25 protein-coding genes and 1 pseudogene are annotated in these 25,309 nt (G+C 71.7%); 6 read left to right on the top strand and 20 right to left on the bottom strand.

Annotated elements, in window-relative coordinates; translation table 11 throughout:
- Window positions 1-67: 67 nt before the first annotated feature.
- A complete protein-coding gene (locus ABIA32_RS08150) occupies window positions 68-226 on the bottom strand; it encodes a hypothetical protein (protein WP_370093225.1) in 159 nt (52 codons plus the stop codon).
- Between the two features lie 92 nt (window positions 227-318).
- The gene (locus tag ABIA32_RS08155; RefSeq protein WP_370093226.1) at window positions 319-678 is read right to left on the bottom strand and encodes a cytidine deaminase; all 360 of its coding nucleotides are present in this window, start codon (window positions 676-678) and stop codon (window positions 319-321) included.
- Between the two features lie 51 nt (window positions 679-729).
- Here ABIA32_RS08155 and ABIA32_RS08160 point away from each other — a divergent pair, with 51 nt between their 5' ends.
- Window positions 730-1,599 (top strand): LLM class flavin-dependent oxidoreductase, encoded by an 870-nt coding sequence (locus ABIA32_RS08160; protein WP_370093227.1) that lies wholly within the window; start codon window positions 730-732, stop codon window positions 1,597-1,599.
- Between the two features lie 168 nt (window positions 1,600-1,767).
- On the opposite strand, the gene ABIA32_RS08165 is transcribed toward ABIA32_RS08160, so the two are convergent.
- Complete coding sequence (locus ABIA32_RS08165; RefSeq protein WP_370093228.1) at window positions 1,768-2,988, bottom strand: M20 family metallopeptidase; 1,221 nt, start codon at window positions 2,986-2,988, stop codon at window positions 1,768-1,770.
- 24 nt (window positions 2,989-3,012) lie between these two features.
- Window positions 3,013-3,261 carry a hypothetical protein gene (locus tag ABIA32_RS08170; protein WP_370093229.1) on the bottom strand — a complete coding sequence of 83 codons (249 nt, stop codon included), beginning with the start codon at window positions 3,259-3,261 and terminating at the stop codon, window positions 3,013-3,015.
- A gap of 68 nt (window positions 3,262-3,329) precedes the next feature.
- Here ABIA32_RS08170 and ABIA32_RS08175 point away from each other — a divergent pair.
- Window positions 3,330-3,989: pseudogene (locus ABIA32_RS08175) on the top strand (AsnC family transcriptional regulator); the annotation flags it as partial.
- A gap of 165 nt (window positions 3,990-4,154) precedes the next feature.
- Here ABIA32_RS08175 and ABIA32_RS08180 read toward each other — a convergent pair.
- Both ABIA32_RS08180 and ABIA32_RS08185 read right to left on the bottom strand, forming a co-directional pair.
- Entirely contained in the window at window positions 4,155-4,361 is a 207-nt protein-coding gene (locus tag ABIA32_RS08180) for a hypothetical protein (RefSeq protein WP_370093230.1), read from the bottom strand.
- A gap of 123 nt (window positions 4,362-4,484) precedes the next feature.
- A complete protein-coding gene (locus ABIA32_RS08185) occupies window positions 4,485-5,303 on the bottom strand; it encodes a helix-turn-helix transcriptional regulator (RefSeq protein ID WP_370093498.1) in 819 nt (272 codons plus the stop codon).
- A 144-nt stretch (window positions 5,304-5,447) separates the two neighbouring features.
- On the opposite strand from ABIA32_RS08185, the gene ABIA32_RS08190 reads away from it, so the two are divergent.
- Window positions 5,448-6,881 (top strand): MFS transporter, encoded by a 1,434-nt coding sequence (locus ABIA32_RS08190; RefSeq protein ID WP_370093231.1) that lies wholly within the window; start codon window positions 5,448-5,450, stop codon window positions 6,879-6,881.
- Between the two features lie 157 nt (window positions 6,882-7,038).
- Here ABIA32_RS08190 and ABIA32_RS08195 read toward each other — a convergent pair whose 3' ends face one another.
- The 9 genes from ABIA32_RS08195 to hrcA all read right to left on the bottom strand — a co-directional run bounded on the left by ABIA32_RS08195 (window position 7,039) and on the right by hrcA (window position 15,322).
- The gene (locus ABIA32_RS08195; RefSeq protein WP_370093232.1) at window positions 7,039-8,382 is read right to left on the bottom strand and encodes a hemolysin family protein; all 1,344 of its coding nucleotides are present in this window, start codon (window positions 8,380-8,382) and stop codon (window positions 7,039-7,041) included.
- Between the two features lie 14 nt (window positions 8,383-8,396).
- Window positions 8,397-8,885: an rRNA maturation RNase YbeY gene (gene ybeY, locus ABIA32_RS08200; protein ID WP_370093233.1), complete on the bottom strand. Its 489-nt coding sequence runs from the start codon at window positions 8,883-8,885 to the stop codon at window positions 8,397-8,399.
- A 57-nt stretch (window positions 8,886-8,942) separates the two neighbouring features.
- Complete coding sequence (locus ABIA32_RS08205; protein ID WP_370093234.1) at window positions 8,943-10,013, bottom strand: PhoH family protein; 1,071 nt, start codon at window positions 10,011-10,013, stop codon at window positions 8,943-8,945.
- A gap of 156 nt (window positions 10,014-10,169) precedes the next feature.
- The gene (locus ABIA32_RS08210; protein ID WP_370093235.1) at window positions 10,170-11,102 is read right to left on the bottom strand and encodes a ribonuclease Z; all 933 of its coding nucleotides are present in this window, start codon (window positions 11,100-11,102) and stop codon (window positions 10,170-10,172) included.
- A gap of 5 nt (window positions 11,103-11,107) precedes the next feature.
- On the bottom strand, window positions 11,108-11,470 hold the full coding sequence (locus ABIA32_RS08215) for a histidine triad nucleotide-binding protein (protein ID WP_370093237.1): 363 nt from the start codon (window positions 11,468-11,470) through the stop codon (window positions 11,108-11,110).
- Window positions 11,471-11,652: 182 nt separating this feature from the next.
- Window positions 11,653-12,240, bottom strand: coding sequence for a YdeI family protein (locus ABIA32_RS08220; RefSeq protein WP_370093238.1), 588 nt, complete (start codon window positions 12,238-12,240; stop codon window positions 11,653-11,655).
- A 30-nt stretch (window positions 12,241-12,270) separates the two neighbouring features.
- Complete coding sequence (locus tag ABIA32_RS08225; protein ID WP_370093240.1) at window positions 12,271-13,014, bottom strand: 16S rRNA (uracil(1498)-N(3))-methyltransferase; 744 nt, start codon at window positions 13,012-13,014, stop codon at window positions 12,271-12,273.
- A 40-nt stretch (window positions 13,015-13,054) separates the two neighbouring features.
- Entirely contained in the window at window positions 13,055-14,197 is a 1,143-nt protein-coding gene (gene dnaJ / locus ABIA32_RS08230) for a molecular chaperone DnaJ (protein ID WP_370093242.1), read from the bottom strand.
- Window positions 14,198-14,290: 93 nt separating this feature from the next.
- Window positions 14,291-15,322: a heat-inducible transcriptional repressor HrcA gene (gene hrcA / locus ABIA32_RS08235; RefSeq protein WP_370093244.1), complete on the bottom strand. Its 1,032-nt coding sequence runs from the start codon at window positions 15,320-15,322 to the stop codon at window positions 14,291-14,293.
- A gap of 247 nt (window positions 15,323-15,569) precedes the next feature.
- On the opposite strand from hrcA, the gene htpX reads away from it, so the two are divergent.
- From htpX to ABIA32_RS08250, 3 genes are read left to right on the top strand one after another with little or no spacing between them, the layout of a single operon-like run.
- Window positions 15,570-16,490, top strand: a complete 921-nt coding sequence (gene htpX / locus ABIA32_RS08240) for a zinc metalloprotease HtpX (protein ID WP_370093245.1) — start codon at window positions 15,570-15,572, stop codon at window positions 16,488-16,490.
- Window positions 16,491-16,550: 60 nt separating this feature from the next.
- Window positions 16,551-17,132: a hypothetical protein gene (locus tag ABIA32_RS08245; RefSeq protein ID WP_370093246.1), complete on the top strand. Its 582-nt coding sequence runs from the start codon at window positions 16,551-16,553 to the stop codon at window positions 17,130-17,132.
- Between the two features lie 41 nt (window positions 17,133-17,173).
- A complete protein-coding gene (locus tag ABIA32_RS08250) occupies window positions 17,174-18,007 on the top strand; it encodes a DUF3097 domain-containing protein (RefSeq protein WP_370093247.1) in 834 nt (277 codons plus the stop codon).
- On the opposite strand, the gene ABIA32_RS08255 is transcribed toward ABIA32_RS08250, so the two are convergent.
- The 5 genes from ABIA32_RS08255 to hemW all read right to left on the bottom strand — a co-directional run bounded on the left by ABIA32_RS08255 (window position 18,008) and on the right by hemW (window position 25,228).
- Complete coding sequence (locus tag ABIA32_RS08255; RefSeq protein ID WP_370093248.1) at window positions 18,008-19,723, bottom strand: rhamnogalacturonan lyase B N-terminal domain-containing protein; 1,716 nt, start codon at window positions 19,721-19,723, stop codon at window positions 18,008-18,010.
- A gap of 26 nt (window positions 19,724-19,749) precedes the next feature.
- Window positions 19,750-22,272 (bottom strand): pectinesterase family protein, encoded by a 2,523-nt coding sequence (locus ABIA32_RS08260; RefSeq protein WP_370093249.1) that lies wholly within the window; start codon window positions 22,270-22,272, stop codon window positions 19,750-19,752.
- Between the two features lie 119 nt (window positions 22,273-22,391).
- Entirely contained in the window at window positions 22,392-23,321 is a 930-nt protein-coding gene (locus tag ABIA32_RS08265; RefSeq protein WP_370093250.1) for a hypothetical protein, read from the bottom strand.
- The gene (locus ABIA32_RS08270) at window positions 23,321-23,863 is read right to left on the bottom strand and encodes a SigE family RNA polymerase sigma factor (RefSeq protein WP_370093499.1); all 543 of its coding nucleotides are present in this window, start codon (window positions 23,861-23,863) and stop codon (window positions 23,321-23,323) included. The genes ABIA32_RS08265 and ABIA32_RS08270 overlap by 1 nt, the downstream gene beginning before the upstream one ends.
- A gap of 129 nt (window positions 23,864-23,992) precedes the next feature.
- On the bottom strand, window positions 23,993-25,228 hold the full coding sequence (hemW, locus tag ABIA32_RS08275) for a radical SAM family heme chaperone HemW (protein WP_370093251.1): 1,236 nt from the start codon (window positions 25,226-25,228) through the stop codon (window positions 23,993-23,995).
- Window positions 25,229-25,309 lie beyond the last annotated feature (81 nt).

Consider the following 25,309-nt stretch of genomic DNA (forward strand, 5'->3'; position numbering starts at 1 on the left):
TGCCCAGCGTACCCACAGGCTTTCGCTGATCACTCACCCGAACGTGGGAGCGCACAACCGTGGCACGCTACTTTCCGCGCTTGAAGAGCGCCCCCAGCCCCCCGATCAAGGTGAACAGCGCCACGATGATGGACGCCGCCAGCCAGCCGGGGTTCTGGTCCTGCTGCCAGTGACCCATGCCCATCAGCACGAACAGCACGCCCGCGATGAACGCGATGCCCTTCACCCGTACCCACCCCCACCGGTCGCCCGGAACGCCACCGCCCCGACCCTAGCGGGCCCCAGGCGGTTGGCAAGACGTCCGTGCAGGTACCCGCGTCAGTCCAGCACGACCGTCTGCCGGACGGCCGCGTCCGTGTCGGCCAGGAAGACGGACGTCCCGGCACCGCCCAGGTCGCGGGCGGCGGCGAGGTCCTCGTCCGCCAGATGGTTGGCGTCGCCGACGACCGCCGCGGCCTCCAGGCCCTTCGCGCCGCTCGCGACCGCCATCGCTACTGCCGTCTGCAGCGCGCTGAGGTGCAGCGACGGCAGGGAGACCGTGCCGGCGACGTAGGTCCGCCCGGTCTCGTCCCGCACCGCCGCGCCCTCGGCCACACCGTTCCGCGCACGGGCCGAACGGGCCAGGGTGATGATCTTCTTGTCTTCTGCGTCAAGCTCGACGGGCTGCTGCTCGCTCATGCCAAGAGAATACGGTCTACCGACCGCACGCGATCGGATACCTTCGCCGCCATGACAGACCTTCGTATCGGCGTGATGTTCGACCGCTCGTGGGACCCGGCCGGGTTGCCCGGTTTCGCCAGGGAGGTCGAGCGGCTCGGTGTGGACGACCTGTGGGTCGTCGAGGACCTGGGGTGGAACGGCGGGATATCGGCCGCCGGCGTCGCGCTCGGGGCGACGGAGCGCATCAGGGTCGGGCTCGGCATCGCGCCCGCGCCGCTGCGCAGCCCGGCGTTGCTGGCGATGGAGGTGGCCACGCTGGCGCGCGTCTTCCCCGGGCGGTTCGTCGCCGGGATCGGGCACGGCGTGCGGGAGTGGATGGAGCAGCTCGGCGTCGCGCCGCGTTCGCCACTCGCGCTGCTGGAGGAGACGCTGACCGTCGTGCGCGCGCTGCTGCGCGGCGAGTCGGTGACCGTGGAGGGACGCGAGCTGCGGCTCGACGGGGTGCAGCTGGTGCACCCGCCCGCGCCGGACGCGGTGCCGCCGGTGATCGCGGGGGTGGTCTCGCCGAAGTCGCTGGAGCTGGCCGGCCGCGCGGCCCAGGGCACGCTCGTCGCCGAGGGCCACGGCCCCGACGACTTGCGGACCGTCCGCGCCGCGGCGGAGCGTGGCGGCGCGGACGCGGACTTCACCCTCACCGTCTTCGCCTTCCTCGGCGTCGGCGAGGCCGCCGTCCCCGCCCTGCGGGAGGCCGTCGCAGGCCACGCCGAGTGGCTCGGCCGCGGCCCCAAGGACACCTTCTCCGTCTCCGGCTCCCCGGCCGAGGCGAGGGCTGCGATCGAGGCCCTGGGCTCCGCCGGGGCCGGGACCGTCGTGCTCCGCCCGGTCGGCCCCGACCCGTTGGGACAGCTCGCGGCCGTCCTGACGACGCTCGGACGCTAGCGCCGCGCCCGGTGCGTGCAGCTGCAAGGCGGCGGAGCGCCCTCGCACTGGACCGTACTTGGGTGCTTCGCCAACGCAGCAGATGAGCGTGCCGGGCTCCCCCAGCCTTCGGCCGGGAAGTGCCCCCTGCGGCGGGGCGAAGGTTCGCGGGCGCGGCGTGAGCGCCCGCTACTCCCGCGCCAGCCGGGCGATCGCCAGCTGCGCCAGCAGCGCCGCGCCGTCCGCGAGGACGGAGTCGTCGAACAGCGCCTCCGGCGAGTGGTTGTACGCCGCCGTGGCGTGGTCGCGGTCCGGCGGGCACGCGCCGAGGAAGAAGTAGGCGGAGGGGACCCGCTCGCAGACGTAGGAGAAGTCCTCCGCGCCCGCGAGCGGCTGTGCCATCGGACGGAAGCGGTCCTCCCCGAAGAGCTCGCGCACCGTACGCGCGGTGAACTCCGCCTCCGTACCGTCGTTGACCGTCACCGGGTAGAGCCGCTCGTAGCGGGCGTCGACCTCCAGGCCGTGCGCGGCGGCGACGCCGCGCACCACCCGGAGCGTCTCCTCCTCGGCCCGCGCCCGCGCCTCCGGCGAGAAGGAGCGGATCGTCGCCTCGAAGGTCGCGTCGTCCGGGATCACGTTGTTGATCGTGCCGCCACGGATGTAGCCGACGCTGAGGACGACCGGGTCGAAGGCGTCGAAACGGCGGGTCACCATCGTCTGCAGCGCCGTCACCGCCTCGCACAGCGCCGGGATCGGGTCGAGCGCGGCGTGCGGCGCGGAGCCGTGGCCGCCGCGTCCGCGCATGGTGACGTGGAGGGTGTCCGCCGCCGCCATCGCCGCGCCCGGACGGCCCGAGACCACCCCGCCCGGCAGCATGCCGCTGACGACGTGCAGCCCGTACGCGGCGACGACCGGCGCGCCCGCCGCGTCCAGCAGCCCTTCGTCCAGCATGATCTTCGCGCCGCCCCGGCCCTCCTCGCCGGGCTGGAACATGAAGACGACCGAACCGGCCAACTCCTCCCGCCGCTCCGCGAGCAGCTTGGCCGCGCCGACCAGCCCCGCCACGTGCAGGTCGTGCCCGCAGGCGTGCATCGCCCCGTCGATCGTCGACGCGTACGGCAGCCCGCTCGTCTCCTGCACCGGCAACGCGTCCATGTCCCCGCGCAGCAGCACCACAGGTCCAGGACGACCGCCCCGCAGCACCGCCACCACGCTGCTGAGCTTCTCACCCAGCGTCAGCTCAAGCCCGAGCCCCGCGAGCGCCGCCACCACCCGCGCCTGCGTCAACGGCAGCTCCAGGCCGATCTCCGGCTCTGCGTGGATCGCCCGCCGCAACGCGGCGAGCTCGGGCTGGAGGAGCGCCGCGGAATCGAGCAGGGTGGGTGTGGGCGTGGCTGACGGTGCGGTCATGGACGGGCCTCCCGAGGGTGATGATCACACTGGCTGTTCCGAGGCTAGCCGCCCGACGCTCGCTGCGGCAGGAGTCACGCGCAGCGCCAGCGCCACCGGCACGCCGAGCGCGCAGAGCAGCGCGCAGGCGGCCCAGATCGCGACATACGCGTCCTGCGTCGGCACGCCGGGACGCAGCAGCAGCGCGTCGAGCACGGCCGCGCCGACCGCGCCCGCTGCCGCGCCCGCGAGGGGCGTCGGGTGGGCGAAAGGATGGCTAATCTGGGTGCCCATGACCCGCCGCCGCACGAATCGGCAGGCAGCTGCCTCCGCGCGCAAGGATCAGCCATGATCGGCGAACTATGATCGACGAACTCGACCTCGCCCTCGTCGACGCGCTGCGCGTCGATCCCCGGGCTCCCTGGTCCAAGTTGGCCGGCCCGCTCGGCGTCGATCCGGCGACTCTCTCCCGCCGCTGGGCCCGCCTCTCGGGCGACGGGGACGCCTGGGTGACCTGCTACCCGTCGGCGGAACGGATGGGCGTCGGGCTGACCGCGATGGTCCTCGTCGAGTGCCGGGCCGACTCCGTCGCCTCGGTCGCGGCGACGCTGGCCGGGGACCCGCAGACCCCGACGGTGGAGGTGGTCAGCGGCGAGGCGGACCTGATGCTCACCGTCGCCGCGCTGGAGCCGGGCCAGATCACGGCCTATGTGCTGGACCGGGTCGGGCGGGTCCCCGGCGTGCTGCGCACCCGTACCGCGTTCGTGGAGCGCACCCTGCGCGAGGGCAGCCGCTGGCGCGAGGGCGCGCTGGACCCGGCGCAGCGCGAGGCGATCGGCGGCGGCTTCACCGCGCCCGCGCTCCCCGTCGACCGGGCCCTGCGCGAGACGCTGACCGGCCGCGCCCTGGCGGACCGCGCGCTGATGCAGGCCCTGGGCGGGGACGGCCGGATGCCCTTCGCCGAGCTGGCCGAACGCACCGGCCTGCCCGCCACCAGCGTCCGCCGCCGGGTCGGCGAGCTGCGGCAGTCCGGCCGCCTGGTGCTGCGCTGCGACGCGAGCCCGCGCCTCGGCGGGCACGTGGTCGGCACGATGCTCTGGCTGGACGTGCCCGCCCGCGAACTGGACGCCACGGCCGGGTGGCTGGGCGAGCTGCCCGCCACCCGGATGTGCGGACTGGTGGCCGGCTCACCGGCGAACGTGGCCGCCTACGTGATGACCCACCAGGTCGGCGACGCCCGCCGGATCGAGGCGTCCCTGGCGCAGCGCCGCCACCACCCGCGCCTGCGTCAACGGCAGCTCCAGGCCGATCTCCGGCTCCCGGTGCAGTTCTCGACGCAACGCGGCGAGCTCGGGCTGGAGCAGGGCGGCGGACTCGGCAAGCGTGGGCGACATCGGCGTCTCCTCCGGGGACACGGGCTGGTGGCCCCATCGTCAGCCGCAGACCGCTCTTCCCGGCAGAGGCGCACGGATCGACCGCCGACGAGCGGCAGCACGCACGGATCAGCCGCGCACGGATCAGCCGGCCAGCGGTCGGATCCTCGAACGGCGGCCCTCGGGGGAGGCCAGCCACTCCAGCTTGCGCAGGGTGTCCGTGCCCGGCAGGGCGTTGTGCAGCACCACCGTGAGGTCCGGCCGGTCAGGGACGCGCAGCTGCGTGCTCTCGAAGCACAGCTCGCCGACGAGCGGGTGCTGCAGCTGCTTCGGCCGGGTGCCCGCCGGACGGACATCCCCGCGCGCCCACATCTCCGCGAACAGCTCACTCTTGGCGCTGATCTCGTCCACGATCGCGACGAAGCCCTCGTCCCCGGGGAACTCGGCGGCCGCGGCCCGGTACTCGGCGGCGACCAGCGCCGCGTCCTGCTCCCAACCGACATGCCGAGTGCGGTAGATGGGGTCCGTGAAGTAGGCGCAGAGGCAGTTCGTCCAGCGGTCGGTGAAGTCGAAGGCGTCGGTGGCGGCCGCGTTGAAGGCGATGTTGTTCCAGTAGCGGTCGATCACGTTGGCCGGCAGCGGCATCCACGCGTCGATCAGCCGCTGCATCGACTCCGTGACGGCGGTAGCGCTCCGCGGCACGACCGCGAGCGGCGGGTTGAGGCCCGCCAGCACGTAGAGATGACGCCGCTCGGGCTCGTCCAGCTTGAGCACCCGCGAGACGGAGTCCAGCACCTGCCCCGAGACGGTGATGTCCCGCCCCTGCTCCAGCCACTGGTACCAGCTCACACCGACCCCGGCGAGCACCGCGACCTCCTCCCGCCGCAGCCCCGGCGTCCGCCGGCGCGCACCGCCGTCGGGCAGCCCCGCCTCACCAGGACTGACCTTCGCCCGGCGGCTCATCAGGAACTCGCGCAGATCCGCGCGCCGCCGCGTCGCAGCGGCCGTGCTGGTGCGAACGTCCACAGTCTCCCCTGCCTGGTGGTTGTACCAACAGGATAAGCGCCCTCTCTCCACCACCCTTGGAACGGCGGAAGCATGATGGACATGGCGATCGACACCACGACCACGACGGCCGGCCAGCAGCCGGCGGCCTCCGCTCCCGCAACCACGGACGAGAAGCTCTCCCTACGGGCCAGGCTCGTCCTCTTCGTCCTCTGCGCCGCCCAGTTCGCGGTGGCCCTCGACTTCTCCATCCTCAACATCGCGCTGCCGACGCTCGGTCAGTCGCTCCACCTCTCGCAGGCGAACCTGCAGTGGGGCATGACCGCGTTCGCGCTCCCGTCCGGCGGGTTCCTGCTGCTGTTCGGGAGGATCGCCGACTCGGTCGGACGTCGACGCGTCTTCCTGATCGGCCTGACGCTGTTCACCGCAGCCTCCGTGCTGGCCACCGTGGCCTGGTCGCCCGCGAGCTTCCTGGCCGGGCGCGCGCTCCAGGGTCTCGGCGCGGCGGCGATCGTGCCCTCCGGCATGGCGCTGCTGACCACGACCTTCAAGGAGGGCCCGCAGCGTGACCGGGCGCTCGGCGTCATGGGCAGCCTGATGGCGATCGGCTTCACCTGCGGCATGGTGCTGGGCGGTCTCCTGACGCAGCTGCTGACCTGGCGGTCCACGATGGGCCTGAACGTGCTGATGGGCGCGGCCGTGCTGGTCGCGGCTCCGCTGCTGCTGACCGAGTCGCGCAACGCCGTCCGCCCCCGGATCGACGTCCCCGGCGCGGTGACGGTCACCGGCGGGCTGCTCTCGCTGATCTACGCCCTGTCCACCGCGGCGCAGCGCGGCTTCGGCGACACCTCGGTGATCGCGACGGTGGTCGCGGCGGCGGTCCTGCTCACCGCGTTCGTGGCGATCGAGGCGCGGACTGCCGAGCCCTTGGTCTCGCTGCGCATCCTGCGCCGCCCGACCGTCGCCTTCGGCAACCTCGGCGGGATGGCGACCATCGCCACCATGACGGCGGCGGTCTTCCTCGGCACGCTGTACCTGCAGCAGGTCAACGGCCTGTCGCCGGTGCTGACCGGTCTGGTCTTCGGCGCGCTCGGCCTGACCTGCGCGGTGACCGGCACCTTCGCGCCTCGGCTGGTGGCCCGCTTCGGCTCGGCGAAGGTTCTTTCCGGCGGCCTGCTGCTGCAGGCGGCGCTGACCTTCGGCCTGCTGGGCATCGGAGCGGGCGCGGCGGGCACCTGGCTCTTCCTGGTGGTGATCTCGCTGGCCGGCGTCGGCCACATGGCGGCGATCGTCGCCTACAACGTCACGGCGACCTCGGGCCTGCCGGACGACGAGCAGGGCCTCGCGACGGGCCTGGCGACGACGACCCAGCAGGTCGGCATCACCGTCGGCATCCCTCTGCTGAGCGCGCTGGCCTCGACCCGCGGTGACGTTCTCAGCGGCGTGAAGCTGGGCCTGGGCGCGGACGCGCTGGCGGTGACGGCGCTGGGGATCGCTGTCGCGATCGGCCTCGGAGCTTCTGCCAAACGACGCTGAGGTAGTTGCCATTGCTGGGGGCGCGGGGCTCTGCTCGATCTACTGCGTGCGCGACAAGCCACTGACGAGCAGATGGTCCTCAACGCGCAGGGCCATCCGCACAGGGTGGTTTCTCGCGCACGCAGTAGATCGAGCAGAGCCCCGCGCCCCTTACGTCTCAGTCGGATTCCGGCCGCAACGCAGCTTCTTCCTCGTCATGGCGGGAGGCCCTCGGGACCGCGACCGCGAGGAGCGTGCCGATGCGGTTGCGGCGGCCGGCCGTGCTCTCGGCCGTCAGGCGGATCGCTGCGATGGGGAGTTCGTCGTCGTCGGGGACCGGGACCTCCGCGTCGGAGCCGGGGATCGGGACGCGGCCGAGGGCCTTGGCCAGCAGGCCGCCGACCGTCTCGACGTCCTCGTCCTCCAGTTCTATGCCGAAGAGCTCGCCGAGCTCCTCCACCGGCAGCCGCGCCGTGATCCGGTAGGAGCCGTCCGCGAGCGGTTCGACCGGCGGGGTCTCGCGGTCGTACTCGTCGGTGATCTCGCCGACGATCTCCTCCAGGATGTCCTCGATCGTCACCAGCCCCGCCGTGCCGCCGTACTCGTCGATCACCACCGCGACGTGGATGCGGTCCCGCTGCATCTCGCGCAGCAGGTCGGCGACCGGCTTGCTGTCGGGTACGAAGGTCGCCGCGCGCATCACGTGGCCGACCGGCTCGTTCTCCGCGTCACGGTTGGCGTGGGTGCGGCGGACCAGGTCCTTCAGGTACGCGATGCCGACGACGTCGTCCTCGTTCTCTCCCACCACCGGGATCCGGGAGAAGCCGCTGCGCAGCGCCAGCGTCAGCGTCTGCCGGACGGTCTTGCCGCGCTCGATCATCACCAGGTCCGTGCGCGGCACCATCACCTCGCGGACGATGGTGTCGCCCAGCTCGAAGACCGAGTGCACCATGCGGCGCTCGTCGTCCTCGATCAGGTCGTCCTTCTCGGCCAGGTCGACCAGGGCGCGCAGCTCCGCCTCCGAGGCGAACGGCCCCTCGCGGAAGCCCTTGCCCGGCGTCAGCGCGTTGCCCAGCAGGATCAGCAGGCGCGGGATCGGGCCCATCACCCGGGCCAGCGGCAGCAGCACGAACGAGGCCGCCGTCGCCGAGTTCAGCGGGTGCTGCCGCCCGATCGTGCGCGGCGAGACGCCGACCGCGACGAAGGAGACCAGCACCATCGCCCCGATCGCGACCAGCACCGCCTGCCAGGTCTGGTGGAAGCTGCGCACGCAGACGACGGTGACCAGCACCGCCGCCGCCATCTCACAGGTGACCCGGATCAGCGTCGCCAGGTTCAGGTACCGAATCGGGTCGCTCGCCAGCGCGAGCAGCCGTTTGGAGCCGCGGCGGCCGGCCCGGACCGCCTCCTCGGCACGGAAGCGCGATACGCGCGAGATGCCCGCCTCGGCGCAGGCGGCGAGCCACGCGCAGATGACGAGCAGCACCGCCCCGACGAGGAAGCTGGTACTACTGCCGCTCATTTCCCCGTACCCGCTTATCGGGTCGTGGGAGCCGGGGACGGACCGGTCTCGCCGCGCGAGGTGCGCCAGTCGTCCAGGATCCGCTTCTGCAGACCGAACATCTCACGCTCCTCGTCCGGATCCTCGTGGTCGTAGCCGAGCACGTGCAGCACGCCGTGGACGGTGAGCAGCTGGAGCTCCGCGTCCATGGAGTGCCCGTTGGCCGCGCCCTGCTTGGTCGCGACCTCCGGGCAGAGCACGATGTCGCCGAGGAGCCCCTGGGGCAGCTCCTCGTCCTCCTTGCCGGGCCGCAGCTCGTCCATCGGGAAGGACATCACATCCGTCGCGCCCGGCTCGTCCATCCACTGCACGTGCAGGGCCGCCATGGCCTCCTCGTCGATGACGATGACGGAGAGCTCGGACAGCGGGTGGATGCGCATCCGGTCCAGCGCGAAGCGGGCGACGTCGAGGAGCGCCTCCTCGTCGACCTCCGTGCCGGATTCGTTGTTGATGTCGATCGCCATGGCGGGTGCGGGTCTCGGCTTTCTACTGACGTGCTGTGAGTGAGTGGTTACGGGTGATCAGTCGGAATGGCGGTGCTCGTGGTGCGGTGCCGCGCTGTGGGCGTCGTAGCGGTTGTAGGCGTCGACGATGCGGCCGACGAGCTTGTGCCGGACGACGTCCGCACTGGTCAGGCGGGTGAAGTGGATGTCGTCCACGTCGCCCAGGATGTCCTGGACGATGCGCAGGCCGCTGATCGTGCCGCCGGGCAGGTCGATCTGGGTGATGTCACCGGTGACCACGATCTTGGAGTTGAAGCCGAGCCGGGTCAGGAACATCTTCATCTGCTCGGCGCTGGTGTTCTGCGCCTCGTCGAGGATGATGAACGCGTCGTTGAGCGTGCGACCGCGCATGTACGCGAGCGGCGCGACCTCGATGGTCCCGGCCGCCATCAGGCGCGGGATCGAGTCAGGGTCGATCATGTCGTGCAGCGCGTCGTAGAGCGGGCGCAGGTAGGGGTCGATCTTCTCGTAGAGCGTGCCGGGCAGGAAGCCGAGCCGCTCGCCGGCCTCGACGGCGGGCCGGGTCAGGATGATCCGGTCGACCTGCTTGCTCTGCAGCGCCTGCACGGCCTTGGCCATGGCCAGGTACGTCTTTCCGGTACCGGCCGGGCCGATGCCGAAGACGATGGTGTGCCGGTCGATCGCGTCGACATAACTCTGCTGGTTGAGCGTCTTGGGGCGGATGGACCGGCCCCGGTTGGACAGAATGTTCGCTGTGAAGACGGACGAGGGGCTCTCGTGCGCCTCCGGGCTGGAGGGGTCCTCGGCGGCCTTGCGCAGCATGGCGATCGAACGCTCCACGGTGTCTTCGGTCAAGGGCTGGCCGGTGCGCAGCACCAGCATCATCTCGTCGAACACGCGCTGCACCAGAGCGGTCTCGACCGGGTCTCCGGTGACGGTGACCTCGTTGCCGCGGGCATGGATGTCGACGGTGGGAAAAGCGTTCTCGATCACACGGAGGAGTGAGTCCCCAGTGCCGAGCACCATCACCATCGGATGCTTCTCCGGAATGACGATGCGCTCCTGGGTCCGTGCCCGCCCTGCCTGCGCGGGCTGAGTGTCGGAGGGCGCCTGTGTTTGAGAAGTCATAGGTCGGCGCTGAGGCCTGCCTCATCCCATTTCACTGTCGGGTCCATCGTGCCGGATAGGAAAAGGGTACGACGGACGGAACGGCCGGGAACAATGATGCTGCGCTGCTCAGCGGAGATCCGCCAGTGTTTTATGCCCGTTCACGCGCCCGCCCGTTCATGTGCGCGTCGGCACCGCTACCCGCATCAGGTCCTCGGCGACGACGATCTCGCCGTCGAAGTGGTGCCGGGCCTCGGCCAGATGCCCGTCCAGACCCGGGTAGCGCTGCGAGAAGTGCGTCAGCACGAGCGTGCGCACGCCGGCCTCGGCGGCGACGCGCGCCGCCTGCGCGGCGGTGAGATGACCGTGCTCCTGGGCCAGGTGGGCGTCCGCGTCCAGGAGGGTCGCCTCGATGACCAGCAGATCCGCTCCCTCGGCCAGCGCGTGGACGCCGTCGCAGAGGCGGGTGTCCATGACGAACGCGGCCCGCTGACCACGCCGCGTCTCGCTCACCTCGCCGAGCGTGACGTCCGGCCGGCCCGCGCGACTCAGCCGCCCGTCGCGCTGGAGCCGCCCGACATCGGGACCGCCGATGCCGAGGGCGCCCAGCCTCTCCGGCAGGATCCGGCGGCCGTCGGGTTCGACCAGGCGGTAGCCGTAGGACTCGACGGGGTGCGAGAGCCGCGCCGCCTCCAGCGCGAAGGGCGCGCCCTCCCGGCCGGGCGCCTTGAGGGCCCCGCCCTCACCCGTGACGGGTTGGGGCTGGAGCTCGACCGTCTCGTAGAACGCGCTGGCGTTCCGCAGCCGCTCGAACCAGTGCGCGCCGGAGGCCGGGAAGTACGCCGTGACCGGGTGCGGCACCCGGTCGAGGTTGATCCGCTGGATCACGCCGGGCAGGCCGAGACAGTGGTCGCCGTGGAAGTGCGTGACACAGATCCTGGTGATGTCGTGCGAGCTGACCCCGGCGTACAGCATCTGCCGCTGGGTGCCCTCGCCCGGGTCGAAGAGCAGGCCCTCGCCGTCCCAGCGCAGCAGGTAGCCGTTGTGGTTCCGGTGCCGGGTGGGCACCTGGCTGGCCGTACCGAGCACGACCAGCTCGCGCGCGGACACCTGTCTCAGACCAGCCGCTCGCGCAGCCCGGCGTTTCCGCCGAGCACGTGCACGTGGGCGTGGAAGACGGTCTGACCGGCACCGCTGCCGGTGTTGAAAATCAGCCGGTACCCGCTGTCGACGACCTTCTCCTCCTCGGCGACCCGCCCCGCCTCGGCGAGCACGACCCCGGCGAGCTGCGGGTCCGCGTCGGCGAGGGCGGCGGCGTTGGGGTAGTGCGCCTTGGGCACGACGAGGACATGCGTCGGCATCTGCGGGTTGATGTCACGGAAGGCGAGCGTGTGCTCGGTCTCGCGCACCTTCGTGGACGGGATCTCGCCCGCCACGATCTTGCAGAACAGGCAGTCCACCTGGGCCTCGCCGGCCATCCCGCACGCTCCCTCAGTCCGTCACCACTTGGCCTGCATCGTACGCCAGCCGGGCAACACCCCCAGGGGCGCGAGGCTTTGCTTGATTCACTGCGTGCGCGACAAGCCACGGTGTGTGGTGTGCCGCCGAACGAGCAGGGCCATCCGCACAGGGTGGTTGCTCGCGCCCCTGGGTAGTGCACCTACCTGTCGTGCTCCGACCGGTCACCTCGGTGCAACTGCTGCAGGGCCCTCTCGAGTCGCGCCTGCCTGGCCTCCGGCGTCAGCGCCTGCAGCAACGGCAGGATCAGCTGGTAGCGCCCGGAGCGGTCGAGAGCCTCGAAGGCTTTCCGTGCCTCAGGGGCCGCGTCGAGCCGCGCCGCGAGGTCGGGTGGCACCGTCGCCGTCCGCTGCGATGCGTAGGCCGCCGCCCACCGGCCGTCCGCCTGGGCCCGGCGCACCTCGGCCAGCCCCGGCTCGCGCATCCGCCCGACGGCCGTCAGCCCCGCGACGCGGTCCACGTTGACCTGCGACCACAGGCTCCTTGGCCTGCGCGGCACGTATTTCTGCAGGTAGTAGCGCTCGTCGAGGGACCGGCGCTGCCCGGAGATCCAGCCGAAGCAGAGCCCTGCGTCGACCAGTTCGTCGTCGGTGACGCTGGGAATGCCGGAGTTCTTCTTGGCCACCTTGATCCACACACCCTCGCGGCGGGTGTGGTGCTCGGCCAGCCAGCTCTCGAACACCGCGCCACTCGCGAAAGTGACGACCTCCACACCGTCGACCTCATCCATGCGGGCCAGGCTAGCGCCGTGGCGGCCGGACTACCCCCAGCGGCCGCTGCGCCCCAGCAGCAGGGCACCGGCCGCGACGCCGGCGGTCGACGTGCGGAGCACCGACGGGCCGAGCAGGTAGGCGCCCGCGCCGGCGGTGGCGAAGGCGGCGAGCTCGTCCGCGGAGACGCCGCCCTCCGGGCCGACGACGAGGACGACGGAGCCGGTCGCCGGAAGGTCGGCGGCGGCGAGCGGCGCGGCGCCCTCCTCGTGCAGGACGGCAGGGAAAGTCGCCGAGGCGAGCAGGGTGGCGACCTGGCGGGTCGTCATCAGGTCGTGGACGAGCGGGAAGCGGAGCCGGCGCGACTGCTTGCCCGCCTCGCGGGCGGTCGCCCGCCACTTCGCCAGCGACTTGGCGCCGCGCTCGCCCTTCCACTGGGTGATGCAGCGCGAGGCGGACCAGGGGACGATCTCGTCCACGCCGACCTCGGTCATCAACTCGACCGCGAGTTCGCCGCGGTCGCCCTTGGGCAGCGCCTGGACAACGGTGATCCGCAGCGGCGGCTCCGGCTCGGCCAGCACCTCGGTCACGCTGACGTCCAGCGCGTCCTTGCCCTCCACCGCGGCGACCGTGCCCCGCACGCCCGCCCCCTGACCGTCGGTGAGCACCAGCTCCTCACCGACGGTCAGCCGCTTGACCGCGACCGCGTGCCGCCCCTCCGGGCCGTCCAGGCGGATCACCCGGCCCACGGGGGCGAGGCGGTCGGTGTCCAGCAGGAAGACGGGGGCGGTCACGTGCTGCTCTGTTCTGTGCGGAGGATCGGGCGTCGCCGCGTCAGCGGCCGTTGAAGGCGTCCTTGAGGCGCGAGAAGAGACCCTGCTGCCCCGGCGCGAACTGGCCGGACGGGCGCTCCTCCCCGCGCAGCTTGGCGAGCCTGCGCAGCAGATCCTCCTGCTCCGCGTCGAGCTTGCTCGGCGTCAGGACCTCGACATGCACTATCAGGTCGCCGCGCCCGCCGCCGCGCAGGTGCGTGATGCCCCGGCCGTGCAGCGGGATGGACTGGCCGGACTGGGTGCCGGGCCGGATGTCGATCTCGGCCACCCCGTCCAGGGTCTCCAACGGGACCTTCGTGCCCAGCGACGCCGCCGTCATCGGCAGCGTCACCGTGCAGTGAAGGTCGTCGCCGCGCCGCTGGAAGGTGTCGTGCGCGATCTCGGAGATCTCGACGTACAGGTCACCGGCCGGGCCGCCGCCGGGGCCGACCTCGCCCTCGCCGGCCAGCTGGATCCGGGTGCCGTTGTCCACGCCCGGCGGGATCTTGACCGTCAGCGTCCGCCGCGAGCGCACCCGGCCGTCGCCGGCGCACTCGGGACACGGGGTCGGCACGACCGTGCCGAAGCCCTGGCACTGCGGGCAGGGACGCGAGGTCATGACCTGGCCCAGGAAGGAGCGGGTCACCTGGGAGACCTCGCCGCGGCCGCGACACATGTCACAGGTCTGCGCCGAGGTGCCGGGGGCCGCGCCCTCGCCGTTGCAGGTGGTGCAGACGACGGCGGTGTCCACCTGGATGTCCTTGGTGGCGCCGAAGGCCGCTTCCTTCAGATCGATGTCGATCCGGATCATGGCGTCCTGGCCGCGCCGGGTCCGCGAACGCGGGCCGCGCTGGCCGCCGGCCGCGCCGAAGAACGCGTCCATGATGTCGCTGAAGCCGAAGCCCGCACCGGTGCCGAAGCCGCCCGCCCCGCCCGCGCCGCCGGTCGCGGAGAGCGGGTCGCCGCCGAGGTCGTAGACCTGGCGCTTGTTCGGGTCCGAGAGCACCTCGTAGGCGGCGTTGATCTCCTTGAACCGCTCCTGGGTCTTCGGGTCCGGGTTGACGTCAGGATGCAGCTCACGCGCCAACCGGCGGAAAGCCTTCTTGATCTCGTCCTGACTCGCGTCCCGTCGGACGCCGAGTACCGCGTAGTAGTCCGTGGCCACCAAAATGCTCCGCTAGTCTCCGTGTGAGGCTCGTGCCGTGTCGTGTCGTCGTCTTCGTTGTCCAGGACCAACATCGTCCAGGACCAGGTAGGACTAGGACGCGGCCAGGATCTGACCGACGTACCGTGCAACCGCTCGGACGGCCCCCATGGTTCCCGGGTAGTCCATCCTCGTCGGCCCGACCACCCCGAGTTTGGCGACGGTCTCATCGCCCGAACCGTAGCCCACCGAGACGACCGAGGTGGAATTCAGGCCCTCATAGGCGTTCTCGTGACCGATCCTGACCATCACCCCTGGATCTCCGGTCTCACCCAGCAGCCGAAGCAGAACCACCTGCTCTTCCAGCGCCTCAAGGACCGGCGCGATGGTGAGCGGGAAGTCGTGCGGGAACCGGGTCAGGTTGGCGGTGCCGCCGAGGACGACGCGCTCCTCGGTCTGCTCGACCAGGGCCTCGAAGAGGGTGGACAGCACGGTCGTGACCGCCGCCCGGTCCTGGTGGGCGAAGCTCTCCGGCAGGTCCTGCAGCAGCGTCGGGACCTCGGCGAAGCGGCGACCGGCCGCGCGCGCGTTGAGCCTGCTCCGCAGGTCGGCCAGCATCGCCTCGCCGACCTGGCTCGGGCAGTCGACCAGCCGCTGCTCGACCCGTCCGGTGTCGGTGATCAGCACCAGCATCACCCGGGTCGGCGTCAGCGCGACGAGCTCGACGTGCCGGACGGTGGAACGGGTGAGCGAGGGGTACTGGACCACCGCCACCTGTCTGGTCAGCTGCGCGAGCAGCCGGACCGTGCGGGCGACGACGTCGTCCAGGTCCAGGGCGTGGTCGAGAAAGTTGGTGATCGCCCGGCGCTCCGCCGTCGAGAGCGGCTTGACCTCGGTCAGTCGGTCGACGAAGAGGCGGTAGCCCTTGTCCGTGGGCACCCGGCCGGCACTGGTGTGCGGCTGGTGGATGTAGCCCTCCTCCTCGAGGATGGCCATGTCGTTACGGACGGTAGCCGAGGAGACACCGAGATTGTGGCGCTCGACCAGCGCCTTGGAGCCGACCGGCTCCTCGGTGCCGACGTAGTCCTGCACGATGGCGCGCAGCACCGCGAGCTTGCGGTCGTCGAGCCGACGCTCCTCACGCACGGGTACGCACCTCCAGTCGTCGGGTCCAGCAGCCGGTCGTCCAGTGCTGGGAGGGGCGCGGTCGGCGCCTTGATCCCGTCACTACACCTGCCCTGGCACTCTTGACTTACGAGTGCCAGCTTTCGTCGTGTGCCAGTGTAAAGCGCCAGGGTCCGCGACCGGAACGACTGGACCTCGTCAGACGTACCACATAGCGAGGGCGACACGGCAGAATGGCGTCCGCAGTTCACCGCCCAGGAGGGACACCATGTCCAGGACTCGTTTCGCACCGGACCGCGGGCTGACCACCCGCATGCTGATCACGATGTTCATGATCGGCCTGCTCTTCGTGGTCTTCGTCGGCGTGCTGCTGGTGGTGCTGCGCGGGGCGTGGCCGCTGGTCGCCATCATCGCGGGCGGGCTTTTCATCGCCCAGTTCTGGTTCAGCGACAAGATCGCCGCCTTCAGCATGGGCGCCCGCGAGGTCACACCCGAGGAATACCCGGAACTGCACGGCGCCATCGACCGCCTGTGCGCTCTCGCGGACATGCCGAAGCCGAAGGTCGCTGTCGCGCAGAGTGACATGCCCAACGCGTTCGCGACCGGCCGCAACGAGAAGAACGCCATCGTCTGTGTGACGACCGGGCTGCTGCGCCGCCTGGAGCCGGAGGAGCTGGAGGGCGTGCTCGCCCACGAGCTCTCCCACGTCGCGCACAAGGACGTCGCCGTGATGACCATCGCCGGCTTCCTCGGCGTCCTGGCCGGCATCCTCACTCGCGTCGGCCTCCAGTTCGGCCTGTTCGGCGGCTTCAACAGCCGCGACGACCGGGACGGCGACAACGGCAACGTCGCGCTGATCGCGGTCATCGCTGTCAGCGCTGTGGTCTACGGGATCAGCTTCCTGCTGACCCGCCTTCTCTCGCGCTACCGCGAGCTCTCGGCCGACCGCTCGGCCGCGCTGCTCACCGGCAAGCCTTCCGCCCTGGCCTCGGCGCTGACCAAGGTGACCGGCGACATCGGCGCGATCCCGACGCAGGACCTGCGCCAGTCGCAGCCGTTCAACGCCTTCTACTTCGCCCCGGCCCTGTCGGCGCGCGAGGTGGCGAGCAGCGCCTTCTCCACCCACCCCTCGCTCCAGCAGCGGCTGGAGCAGCTGGGCAAGATCTCCGCCGAGCTCGGCCGCAACTGAAGCGCTCCGCGCGGCCGCACGTGACAAGCGCTTCGCGCGCCTGAGAGGACACATACCGCGATGGGTTTCCTGGACGCCCTGCTCGGCCGGACCAAGCCGGTCAAGCCCGATCTGGACCAGCTCTTCGGCCTTCCCTCGGCCGCCATCACCCTGGAGGCGGCCGCGGGCTTCAAGCCCACCGGCGTCGGCTCGGTCTGCTTCGCCGCGGCCGAGGGCAACGCCTTCGCCCAGGTCCAGCAGGACGTCCAGGCCCTCCTGGACGCCGACACCGCGCGCGGCGGCCAGCCGGTCGAACTGACCCCGCGTGACGCCTACGGCTACACCTGGCTCACCTCCCGCCAGGACCCGGACGACATCGTCTCGCTGGTCAACGACGTCCACGCAGTCAACTCCGCACTGGAGTCCCAGGGCTTCGGCCCGCAGCTGCTCTGCTCGCTGGTCAACTTCTCCGACGTGCAGGGACGCCGCCTCGCCCTGGTCTACCTCTACAAGCGGGGCTCCTTCTACCCGTTCGCGCCGCTGGTGGGCGAGAAGCGGGACAACCCGCTGGAGTTGCAGATCAAGGCGATGCTCGGCAACGACCTGCGGCTCGAGCAGGACCTCACCCGCTGGTTCCCGGTCTGGGGCGCACCGGGGCTGTAGCGGTCGGCGCTCTGCGGCCCGAGTTCTGTAATGATCGGTCGGTGAGCCGATACGACGCCCGTGGCCTGACCGATCTGACGCCCCCGTGGAAGCGTCAGTCTCCCGTGCCGGAACTGCCGGCCGAGCGGGACCTGGTGGTCGAGGAGGCGTCAACCGGCTTCTGCGGGGCGGTCGTCCGCTGTGAGAAGACGGCCGAGGGCTTCACCGTCACGCTCGAGGACCGGCACGGCAAGCTGCGCGTCTTCCCGCTGGCCCCCCGCGGCTTCCTGGTCGACGGCGAGCCGGTGACGCTGGTGCGGCCGCAGCCGGGCGGGGCGCGGCCGGTGAGTCCGACCCGTACGGCGTCCGGCTCCGTCGCCGTGGTCGGCGCGAAGGCGCGCGTCGCGCTGCCGAGCCGGATCTACGTCGAGGGCCGCCACGACGCCGAACTGGTCGAGCGGGTCTGGGGTGACGACCTCCGGATCGAGGGCGTGGTCGTCGAGTACCTGGAGGGCATCGACGACCTCCCGGCGATCGTGACCGAGTTCGGCCCGGAGCCGGGACGGCGGCTGGGCGTCCTGGTGGACCATCTGGTGCCCGGTTCGAAGGAGTCCCGGATCGCGGCGCAGGTCACCGGCGCGCACGTGCTGGTGGTCGGGCACCCGTTCATCGACATCTGGGCGGCCGTCAAGCCCGCCGCCGTGGGCGTCACGGCCTGGCCGGACGTGCCGCGCGGCGAGGACTGGAAGACGGGCGTCTGCGCCCGGCTGGGGTGGCCGCTGGACACCCCAGCCGCGTGGCGCCGCATCCGCGGCTCGGTGCACTCCTACAAGGACCTCGACCCGGCCCTGCTCGGCCGGGTCGAGGAACTCATCGACTTCGTCACCGCGCCCTGATCAGGCCAGCAGTTCGACGCAGTCGTAGGCGAAACCGGGGCTCAGAAACCGCGCGCCGCTCATCCCGCTCACGACGTTGATCCGCAGCACGTTGACGCCCGCCGTGAAAGCGTTCGCCGGAACCGTCCAGCTGAACATGTGGTTGCTGCCGCGATAGGAACCGACCGTGAGCGACCGGGTGCTCGGCTCGGTGGCGGCAGGCAGAACCGGGGAGGTCCAGCGGTTGACCCGGATCTGCGGTCGGCCGTTGGCGTAGGCGGTGGTGATCCCGATCCTGAGTACGTGCGCCTGGGCCGCCTGGGCCGCGGTCAGCGTGAAGCGGACCTGCAGGCCGTCGTTGACGTCTCGCCACTGGTAGGCGGGGAAGGAGGCGACCGGCGTCGAACCCACGGTGAAGTCGCCCGTCCAGGCCGCCGCGCGGGCGTCCGACGGGTGCATGTGCGTCATCAGCGCGGCGTTCTTGAACCCGAGCGGCGTGCCGTCCCAGTCGCCGATCCGCCACAGCGCCCTCGTGCTGCTCGGGTCGCCGCTCGGGCCGCCGCTGAGGGCGATCGTGTGCAGGCCGGTGGTCTGCCCGGCGCGGACGGTCACCGAGCCGCTGTGGACGGCCAGTTCGCCCTTGTAGACGGTGACGGCGTAGCTGCCCGGCAGCATCCGCACGCAGGAGAAGGCGCCGGTCGCCGGATCGGCCGTGGCCCAGTACTGCGCCTGCGTGTTGGCGAAGCCGACGGTGTAGGCATGGCCGGGGGCGCGTCCGCTGATGCCGACCCCGGCGACCCGGCCCCGGCCCTTGTCGCCGACCCAGCCGACCAGTCCCAGTCCGTCCACCCAGCCGGTGTCGATCCGGTCGTGGGCGAGGGTGGCGGCGGGCGCGCCGCCGTCGGTGAACGCGAGCACGTAGGGGCCCTGGAGCCCGAAGCGCATCGGCTCGGTCTGGTTCTCGCCGTAGTAGAGGATCTCGTAGAGTCCGGCGCCGTCCTCGTAGTGGTGGCGCATCAGCGAACGGTAGAACGGGCCGCCGGAGGCCTTCTCGTGGTTACTGCGCACCATCCACAGGCCCACCGCGCCGGTGCTCCAGCCGACGTGGTCGTAGTCGATCACGCGCTGGTTGGAGTAGTGCTTGGAGCGGGTGGTGCCGTCCGGCTTGCGGCGGACGTCCTGGGCCTCGATCAGGACGTCGGTGCGGGAATCCCAGCTGTCCGGATTGTCGCAGGGGAACAGCCCCGGACGGACGCGGACGATGTACCGGGTCGCGGTGATCGAGGCGTCGGCTTTGTTCGTCCACAGGTAGACGTTGTTCTCACCCGGCCGGGCCGCGTAGTAGTGGTGCATGGTGCCGTGGACGACGGTGACCAGAATGGCCCCCGGCGTCTTCCCGATCCGCACCGAGGAGGCGCCAAGGCCGGTCTCCACCTGGGAGTTGCGGCCGCCGTAGCCCTGGTACTCGGTGCCCCGGTAGACCAGGGAGACCAGATCGCCGTTGCTCTTGCTGACCTTGAAGACGAGCTGCGCTCCGGTGTCGACGACGAAGTTCGCGCCGTCGTCGGCCCAGCCGAAACGGCCGGTGACCGCGCCGGAGGCACCTTGGGAGGCGGCCTGAGCGGCGGAGAGCAGGGCCCCCGCGGTCGCGCCAGCCGAGCCCAGCCCGAGGCTGGTCGCGCCCGCGCGGACCAGGAAGGTCCGGCGTGGCAGCCGGTGTCCTTGCTGCGTGTTCATGGGAGGTACGGTCCTTTGCTCGCGGTTCACAGCGCGGGGAACGTCGGGAAGACACACGCGGGTACCGAGCCGCTGCCGCCGACCGAAGTGACGCTCACGCCCGTGCCGGAGGGCACCATGTTGTCGGCGTAGCGGGTGATCGCCGCGTAGGCGGCGGTGTCGGCCGTCGCGTCCATGGAGACGTTCAGCAGGGCGAGACCGAGCGGGTGACTCGGGTCCAGGCCCACGAAGGTGGACTTGGCCCCGCTCGCTGACGCCGTCGACCGGAAGCCGTCGACGGTGATCCGGGTGAAGAACGGGACTCCGGAGCCGGTTCCGCTCGCGTAGTGGGTGTCGAAGACCATCGGCGCGCGCACGGCGGTGACGCAGGTGTCGAGGTAGGTCACGTCGCTGACGGTGCCGCCGTTGGCGGGTGAGGACTTGATCCGGATACCGGTGCTGCTGCCGCTGGCGTTGCCGAGGCTGTCCACGCCGGTGAGCGTGTTGTTCCGGACCAGGATGTTGCTGACCCCGCCATTGGTCTCGCTGCCGATGGAGATGCCGTGGGTGCCGTAGAAGTGGCTGTTCTCGATGGTGATGTTGCGGCTGGCCGAACCGCCCTTGATGGCCACGCCGTCGTCGCCGGTCATGATGTAGCTGTCATTGACGGTGACGTCGGTGGCGCCGGCCGGGTCGATGCCGTCGGTGTTGCGGGCGTTGTCGGGCGTCCTGATCCGCACGCCCCAGGCGGTGAAGCCGGTGCCGCCCTGGTAGACCACGTGGAAGTTCGGCGAGTTGAGCACGTCCAGGTGGTAGAGGGTGAAGTTGTCGGAGTTGACGGCCTGGATCAGACGCGGGTTGTTCTGGTTCTTGCCCGCTTTCTGCGCGGCGGTGGCCAGGCCCCACCAGGTGGTGCTCTGGCCGAGGATCGCCTGGTCGCCACGCCCGTCGATCCGGCCCTGTGAGCCGTCGGCGGCGCGTACCGCCTCGATCCCGGCGTTGGCCCCCGCGACGCTGATCAGCGGCCTGCAGCCACCGTGGGCGGTGGACAGCGTGCCGCAGGTGGGCTGGCCGCTGACCTGGTAGTCCGCCGGGTTGCGGGAGGCGTAGAGGGTGACGCCCGAGTCGAGCAGCAGCACCTCTCCCCGGTGCACGGTCAACGGGCCGCTGAGGAAGGCGTTGTGAGCGGCGTCCGTGGCGGTGAGCCGGACGGCGACGGTCGCCGTGCCCGTCTGTGTGCAGGCGTCCAGGGCCCGCTGGATGCGGGCCGTGTCGGGCGGGCTGCTCTCGGCGGCGCCGCTCGCCGTGCGGGCGGGCATGGCCAGGCCGGCCGCGACGGAGGCACAGACGGTGCCCGGCACGGCGGGCTCACTGACCTTGCGGGCGTCACCGGTGGCGCTGCCGACGGCGGGAGTGGTGGGTGGCGGCGAGGTGGGCGGCGTGGTGGTGGGCGCGGCGATGGGGTTCCAGCCGTCGGTGCCGGCCAGGTACGTCTGGGCGGTGTACTTCGCCGCCTCGGACGTGCTCAGCTGGGGGCTGTTAGCGCTCACATCATTGGCGTTCGCGCCCGTGCCGCTGTTGCGGTAGGAGCCGAAGCGGGCGGACTGCCACGGGTACCCGCCCATGCTCGCCCACGGCGCGGCGCCCCTGATCGCCGCCGGGAGCACGGTGTTCCGGACCACCACCTGGGCGACGGCGCTCGGCGTCGGGTGCCAGGAGCGGCCCAGGTAGTACGTCCTGGCCTTCGCCGAACTGGTCACCGTGCTGTCGGTGATGAGGAAGCCGTACGCCTTGCTCGCCTCGGTGTTCGCCGCCGTCAGGGAGCCGTTCAGGCCGTCGGCGGCAGCGCCGTCGTCCAGGGCGTTGATCGTCGCGTGGTCGAAGACGGCGGTGGCGTTCCCGAAGAGGAAGTCGACGTCGCCGCTCACGTACACCGAGCGGAAGTACTGCCGGGTCTGCGCGGTCGGCGAGGGGGACCAGGCGAGCAGGGTGTCCTGGTGGCCGAGGAACCGGTCGTTCAGGTAGACCTGCCGGTCCCCCTCGGCGGCCAGGGCCACCGCCTGGCTGCCGTTGATGCCCGGGTTCGCGGCCTTGGAGAAGGAGTTGGCAACGGTCAAGTTCTTCACCGACATGCCTGCTGCGGCGAAGGTCGCGGTCGCGCTGCCCATGGTTCCGTAGCGGGAGCCGTCCGGCCTGCCGGCGCCTGCGGCGTTGCCGAAGGTGATCACGACGTCCGCGGCGCTGCCGGTCGCCCCGACCAGGTTAAGCCCGGTCTTGGTCGCCGGAACGGTCACCGTCTCATGGTAGGTGCCCTTGGCGATGAGGACGGTGTCGCCTGCGGAGGCGGCGTTCACCGCGGCCTGCACGGTCCGGTACTGCGCGCCGCCGCCGGCCGCGACGGCGAGCGTTCGGGTCGAGTGCCCGGTGGTGGCGGGGGTGCTGCTTGCGGATGCGAGCAGGGGTATCGCCGCGATGCCGCCGCCGGCCACCAGCAGGGCGGCGGCGAGGGCCGGGGCACGCCGGACGAGGCGGGAGCGGCGGTGCGTCGTGGGTTGAGGCGTCGGTGACACAGGGTCAGTCCTCTGTTTCCGGTGCTGCTGTTCGGACGGTTACCCCTCTCAGTGGTCCGGGGCGCGCGAAAGGTTGCCCGAGTGGCGTGAATTTCTCGCAGCAGGGCCGGTTGGCAGGGCTACTGCGCGGCGACCGGGTAGAAGTTGCCGTAGACGAGGACCTGGCTGCCGTGACCCGTCGCCGTGGCCCGGTAGTCGTCCTGACCGGCGTCGCGGCCCCCGGCTGCGTGGTTGTACTGGCCCGCGAAGGTGCAGGTCCCCGGCGCCAGGGTGACTCCGGGCTTGAGCGTCCACTCGTAGACCAGGTCGCCGCCCTGCCTGGTCACGGTGGCGACCAGGTCCTGCGCGGGCACGGAGGACCAGATCCCCGTGCTCCCCACCCCGGGCGTGAGCGCCACACGCAGCCGGACGTCGAGCACGGTGAGCGTGAAACTGCTCTTGAGGGTGACGTCGCTCTGCGCCCAGTTCGCCGTGCTGCCCGGGCCGATGGAGCCGTCCGACCAGAGAAAGCCCTGCTGGACACGGGTTCCGGCTGCCGACGACGCGGCCGAGGAGGCGGGTGGAGCAGGCGACGGAGAACCGGATCCGGACGGTCCGGACGTCGGCGCGGTGGAGGCCGACGACGCGGCGCTGCGTCCGCCCATCGGCCCGGCGCCCGGCCCGATCGGCGAGGCCGAGGGCCGCGGGATACTCGTCGCGGACCCCAGTTCGGACGAACCACCCGGCGCCGTGCGCGAGGCGGGCTCCGGGCTGACGTACCGTCCCACCGCCGCCCAGGTCCCCGCCACGCTCAACCCCAGCAGCAGCGCCGAGACCACGCCGAACCCCGCCAGCCGCGCCACCGGCCGTCGCGACCGCGTCACGGGCCGCGTGGACGCCCGACCGGCGGTGACGCGGGCCAGCATCGCCTCCCGGTCGGGCCTGTGCCGCGCGACCTCGTCGCGCAGGGCCTCGCGGAGCCGATCCTCACGGGGCTGACCTTCGCCGGGCTGACCTTCGCTGGGCTGATCCTCGCGGGGTCGTCCGGAGGACGTGTGGTGACGCTCCATCAGTTCTCCTCCCCCGCCTGCCGTGCCGACACCAGCCATGCCTCCGAGCGCCGTCCGCCCAGGAGTTGCGCGAGTTGCGCCGCTCCTCGCGAGGTCTGGCTCTTGACCGTCCCCACGCTGATCCCCAGCGCCTGCGCCGTCTCCCGCTCGGAAAGGTCGAACGCATAGCGTAGGACGACGCAGGCCCGGCGTCGGTACGGAAGCTGCCGCAGCGCGCCGCGGACGTCGACGACGGCGGGCACGTCGGTCGTGTGAGCGTTCTCACGCCACAGCGCGCTCCATCCGCGCAAGCCGCTGCGCTCCCGCCCCAGGCGGCGGAGCCGGCTCCGGCAGAGGTTGGCGAGCACCCCGCGCGCGTAGGCCGCCGGGGAGTCGGCGGCGCAGACCCGGTCCCAGTGACGCCAGACCTCAAGCAGCGCGTCGGCGGCGAGGTCGTCGGCGGCGTCGGGCTCGCCGCTGAGCAGGTACGCGAGGCGTGAGAGCTCGGCATGGTGCCGTTCGAAGAACGCGTGGTACGCGCTCTCGGCCGCGCCGTCCCGCATGGCCACCCGAACCCTCCCCAACGCCGCCCACAGGACAACTGCCGCGCAACCGCCGCAGAGGCCGCGAGCCTACCAATGCGGTCCGGCGAGCGAACAACCCCCCGGCAGCAGCGCGGGACAGACGCCGCGTCAGTCGACGAGGTCCCGGACCACCGCGTCCGCGAGCAGACGGCCGCGCAAGGTGAGGACCGCGCGACCCTCGCCGAACGGGCCGGATTCGAGCAGTCCCTCGGCGAGCGCGCGGTCCGCCGCCGCGCGGCCTTCCGGGCGGAGCAGGTCCAGCGGGCAGCCGGCGGAGAGGCGCAGCTCCAGCAGGATCCGCTCGACCCGGCGATCCTCCGACTCGAGGCGTTCGCGGCCCTGCGCCGGGGTCTCCCCTGTCGCCAGCGCCTGCGCGTACGCGGCCGGGTGCTTGCGGTTCCACCAACGGACGCCCCCCACGTGGCTGTGGGCGCCCGGCCCGGCGCCCCACCAGTCGGCGCCGGTCCAGTACAGCTCGTTGTGACGGCAGCGGGCGGACGCGGAACCGGCCGTGGCCCAGTTGGAGACCTCGTACCACTCCATCCCGGCGGCGCTGAGCAGTTCCTCCGCCATGAGGTAGCGGTCGGCGTGGACGTCGTCGTCCGTCATCGGGATCTCACCGCGCCGGATGCGGGACGCGAGCTTGGTCCCCTCCTCCACGATCAGCGCATACGCGGAGATGTGGTCCGGCTCTGCCGACAGCGCGGCCTCCAGCGAAGCGCGCCAGTCCTCCGCCGACTCCCCCGGGGTGCCGTAGATCAGGTCGAGATTGACGTGCTCGAAGCCCGCGGCGCGGGCCTCCGCGACGCAGGCCTGCGGGCGACCGGGCGTGTGGTGGCGGTCGAGCAACTGCAGCACGTGCGGGCGGACGCTCTGCATGCCGAAGCTGAGCCGGTTGAAACCGCCCTCGCGCAGTTCGGCCAGGTAGGCCGGGTCGACGGATTCGGGGTTCGCCTCTGTCGTGACCTCGGCCCCCGCCGCCAGCCCGAACTCGTCCCGGATCGCCCCCAGCATGCGGACCAGGTCCCGCGCGGGCAGCAGCGTCGGCGTCCCACCGCCGAGAAAGACCGTTTCGACGGGCAGGTCCGCAGCACCCAGCACCTTGCGCGCCAGCCGGATCTCGGCGATCAGGTGCTCCGCGTAGGTCTCCTGCGAGGCGACCGTGCCGGAGGAGCGCAGCTCGGTGGCGGTATAGGTGTTGAAGTCGCAGTACCCGCAGCGGGTCGCGCAGTACGGGACGTGGACGTAGAAGCCGAAGGGACGCGTACCGAGCCCGGCCAGGGCGGTCTCGGGGAGCGAACCGTCGGCCGGGACGGCTTCGCCGTCGGGCAGAGCGGAGGGCATGTACTCCATTGTCCGCTATTCACGCATGCGAGCGTGCCGACGGGCGGCCCGGTAGGGCGGCTCGTCGGCACGCTGACGCTC

The organism is Streptacidiphilus sp. MAP12-20, assembly GCF_041262525.1.
Classification (GTDB): Bacteria; Actinomycetota; Actinomycetes; order Streptomycetales; family Streptomycetaceae; genus Streptacidiphilus.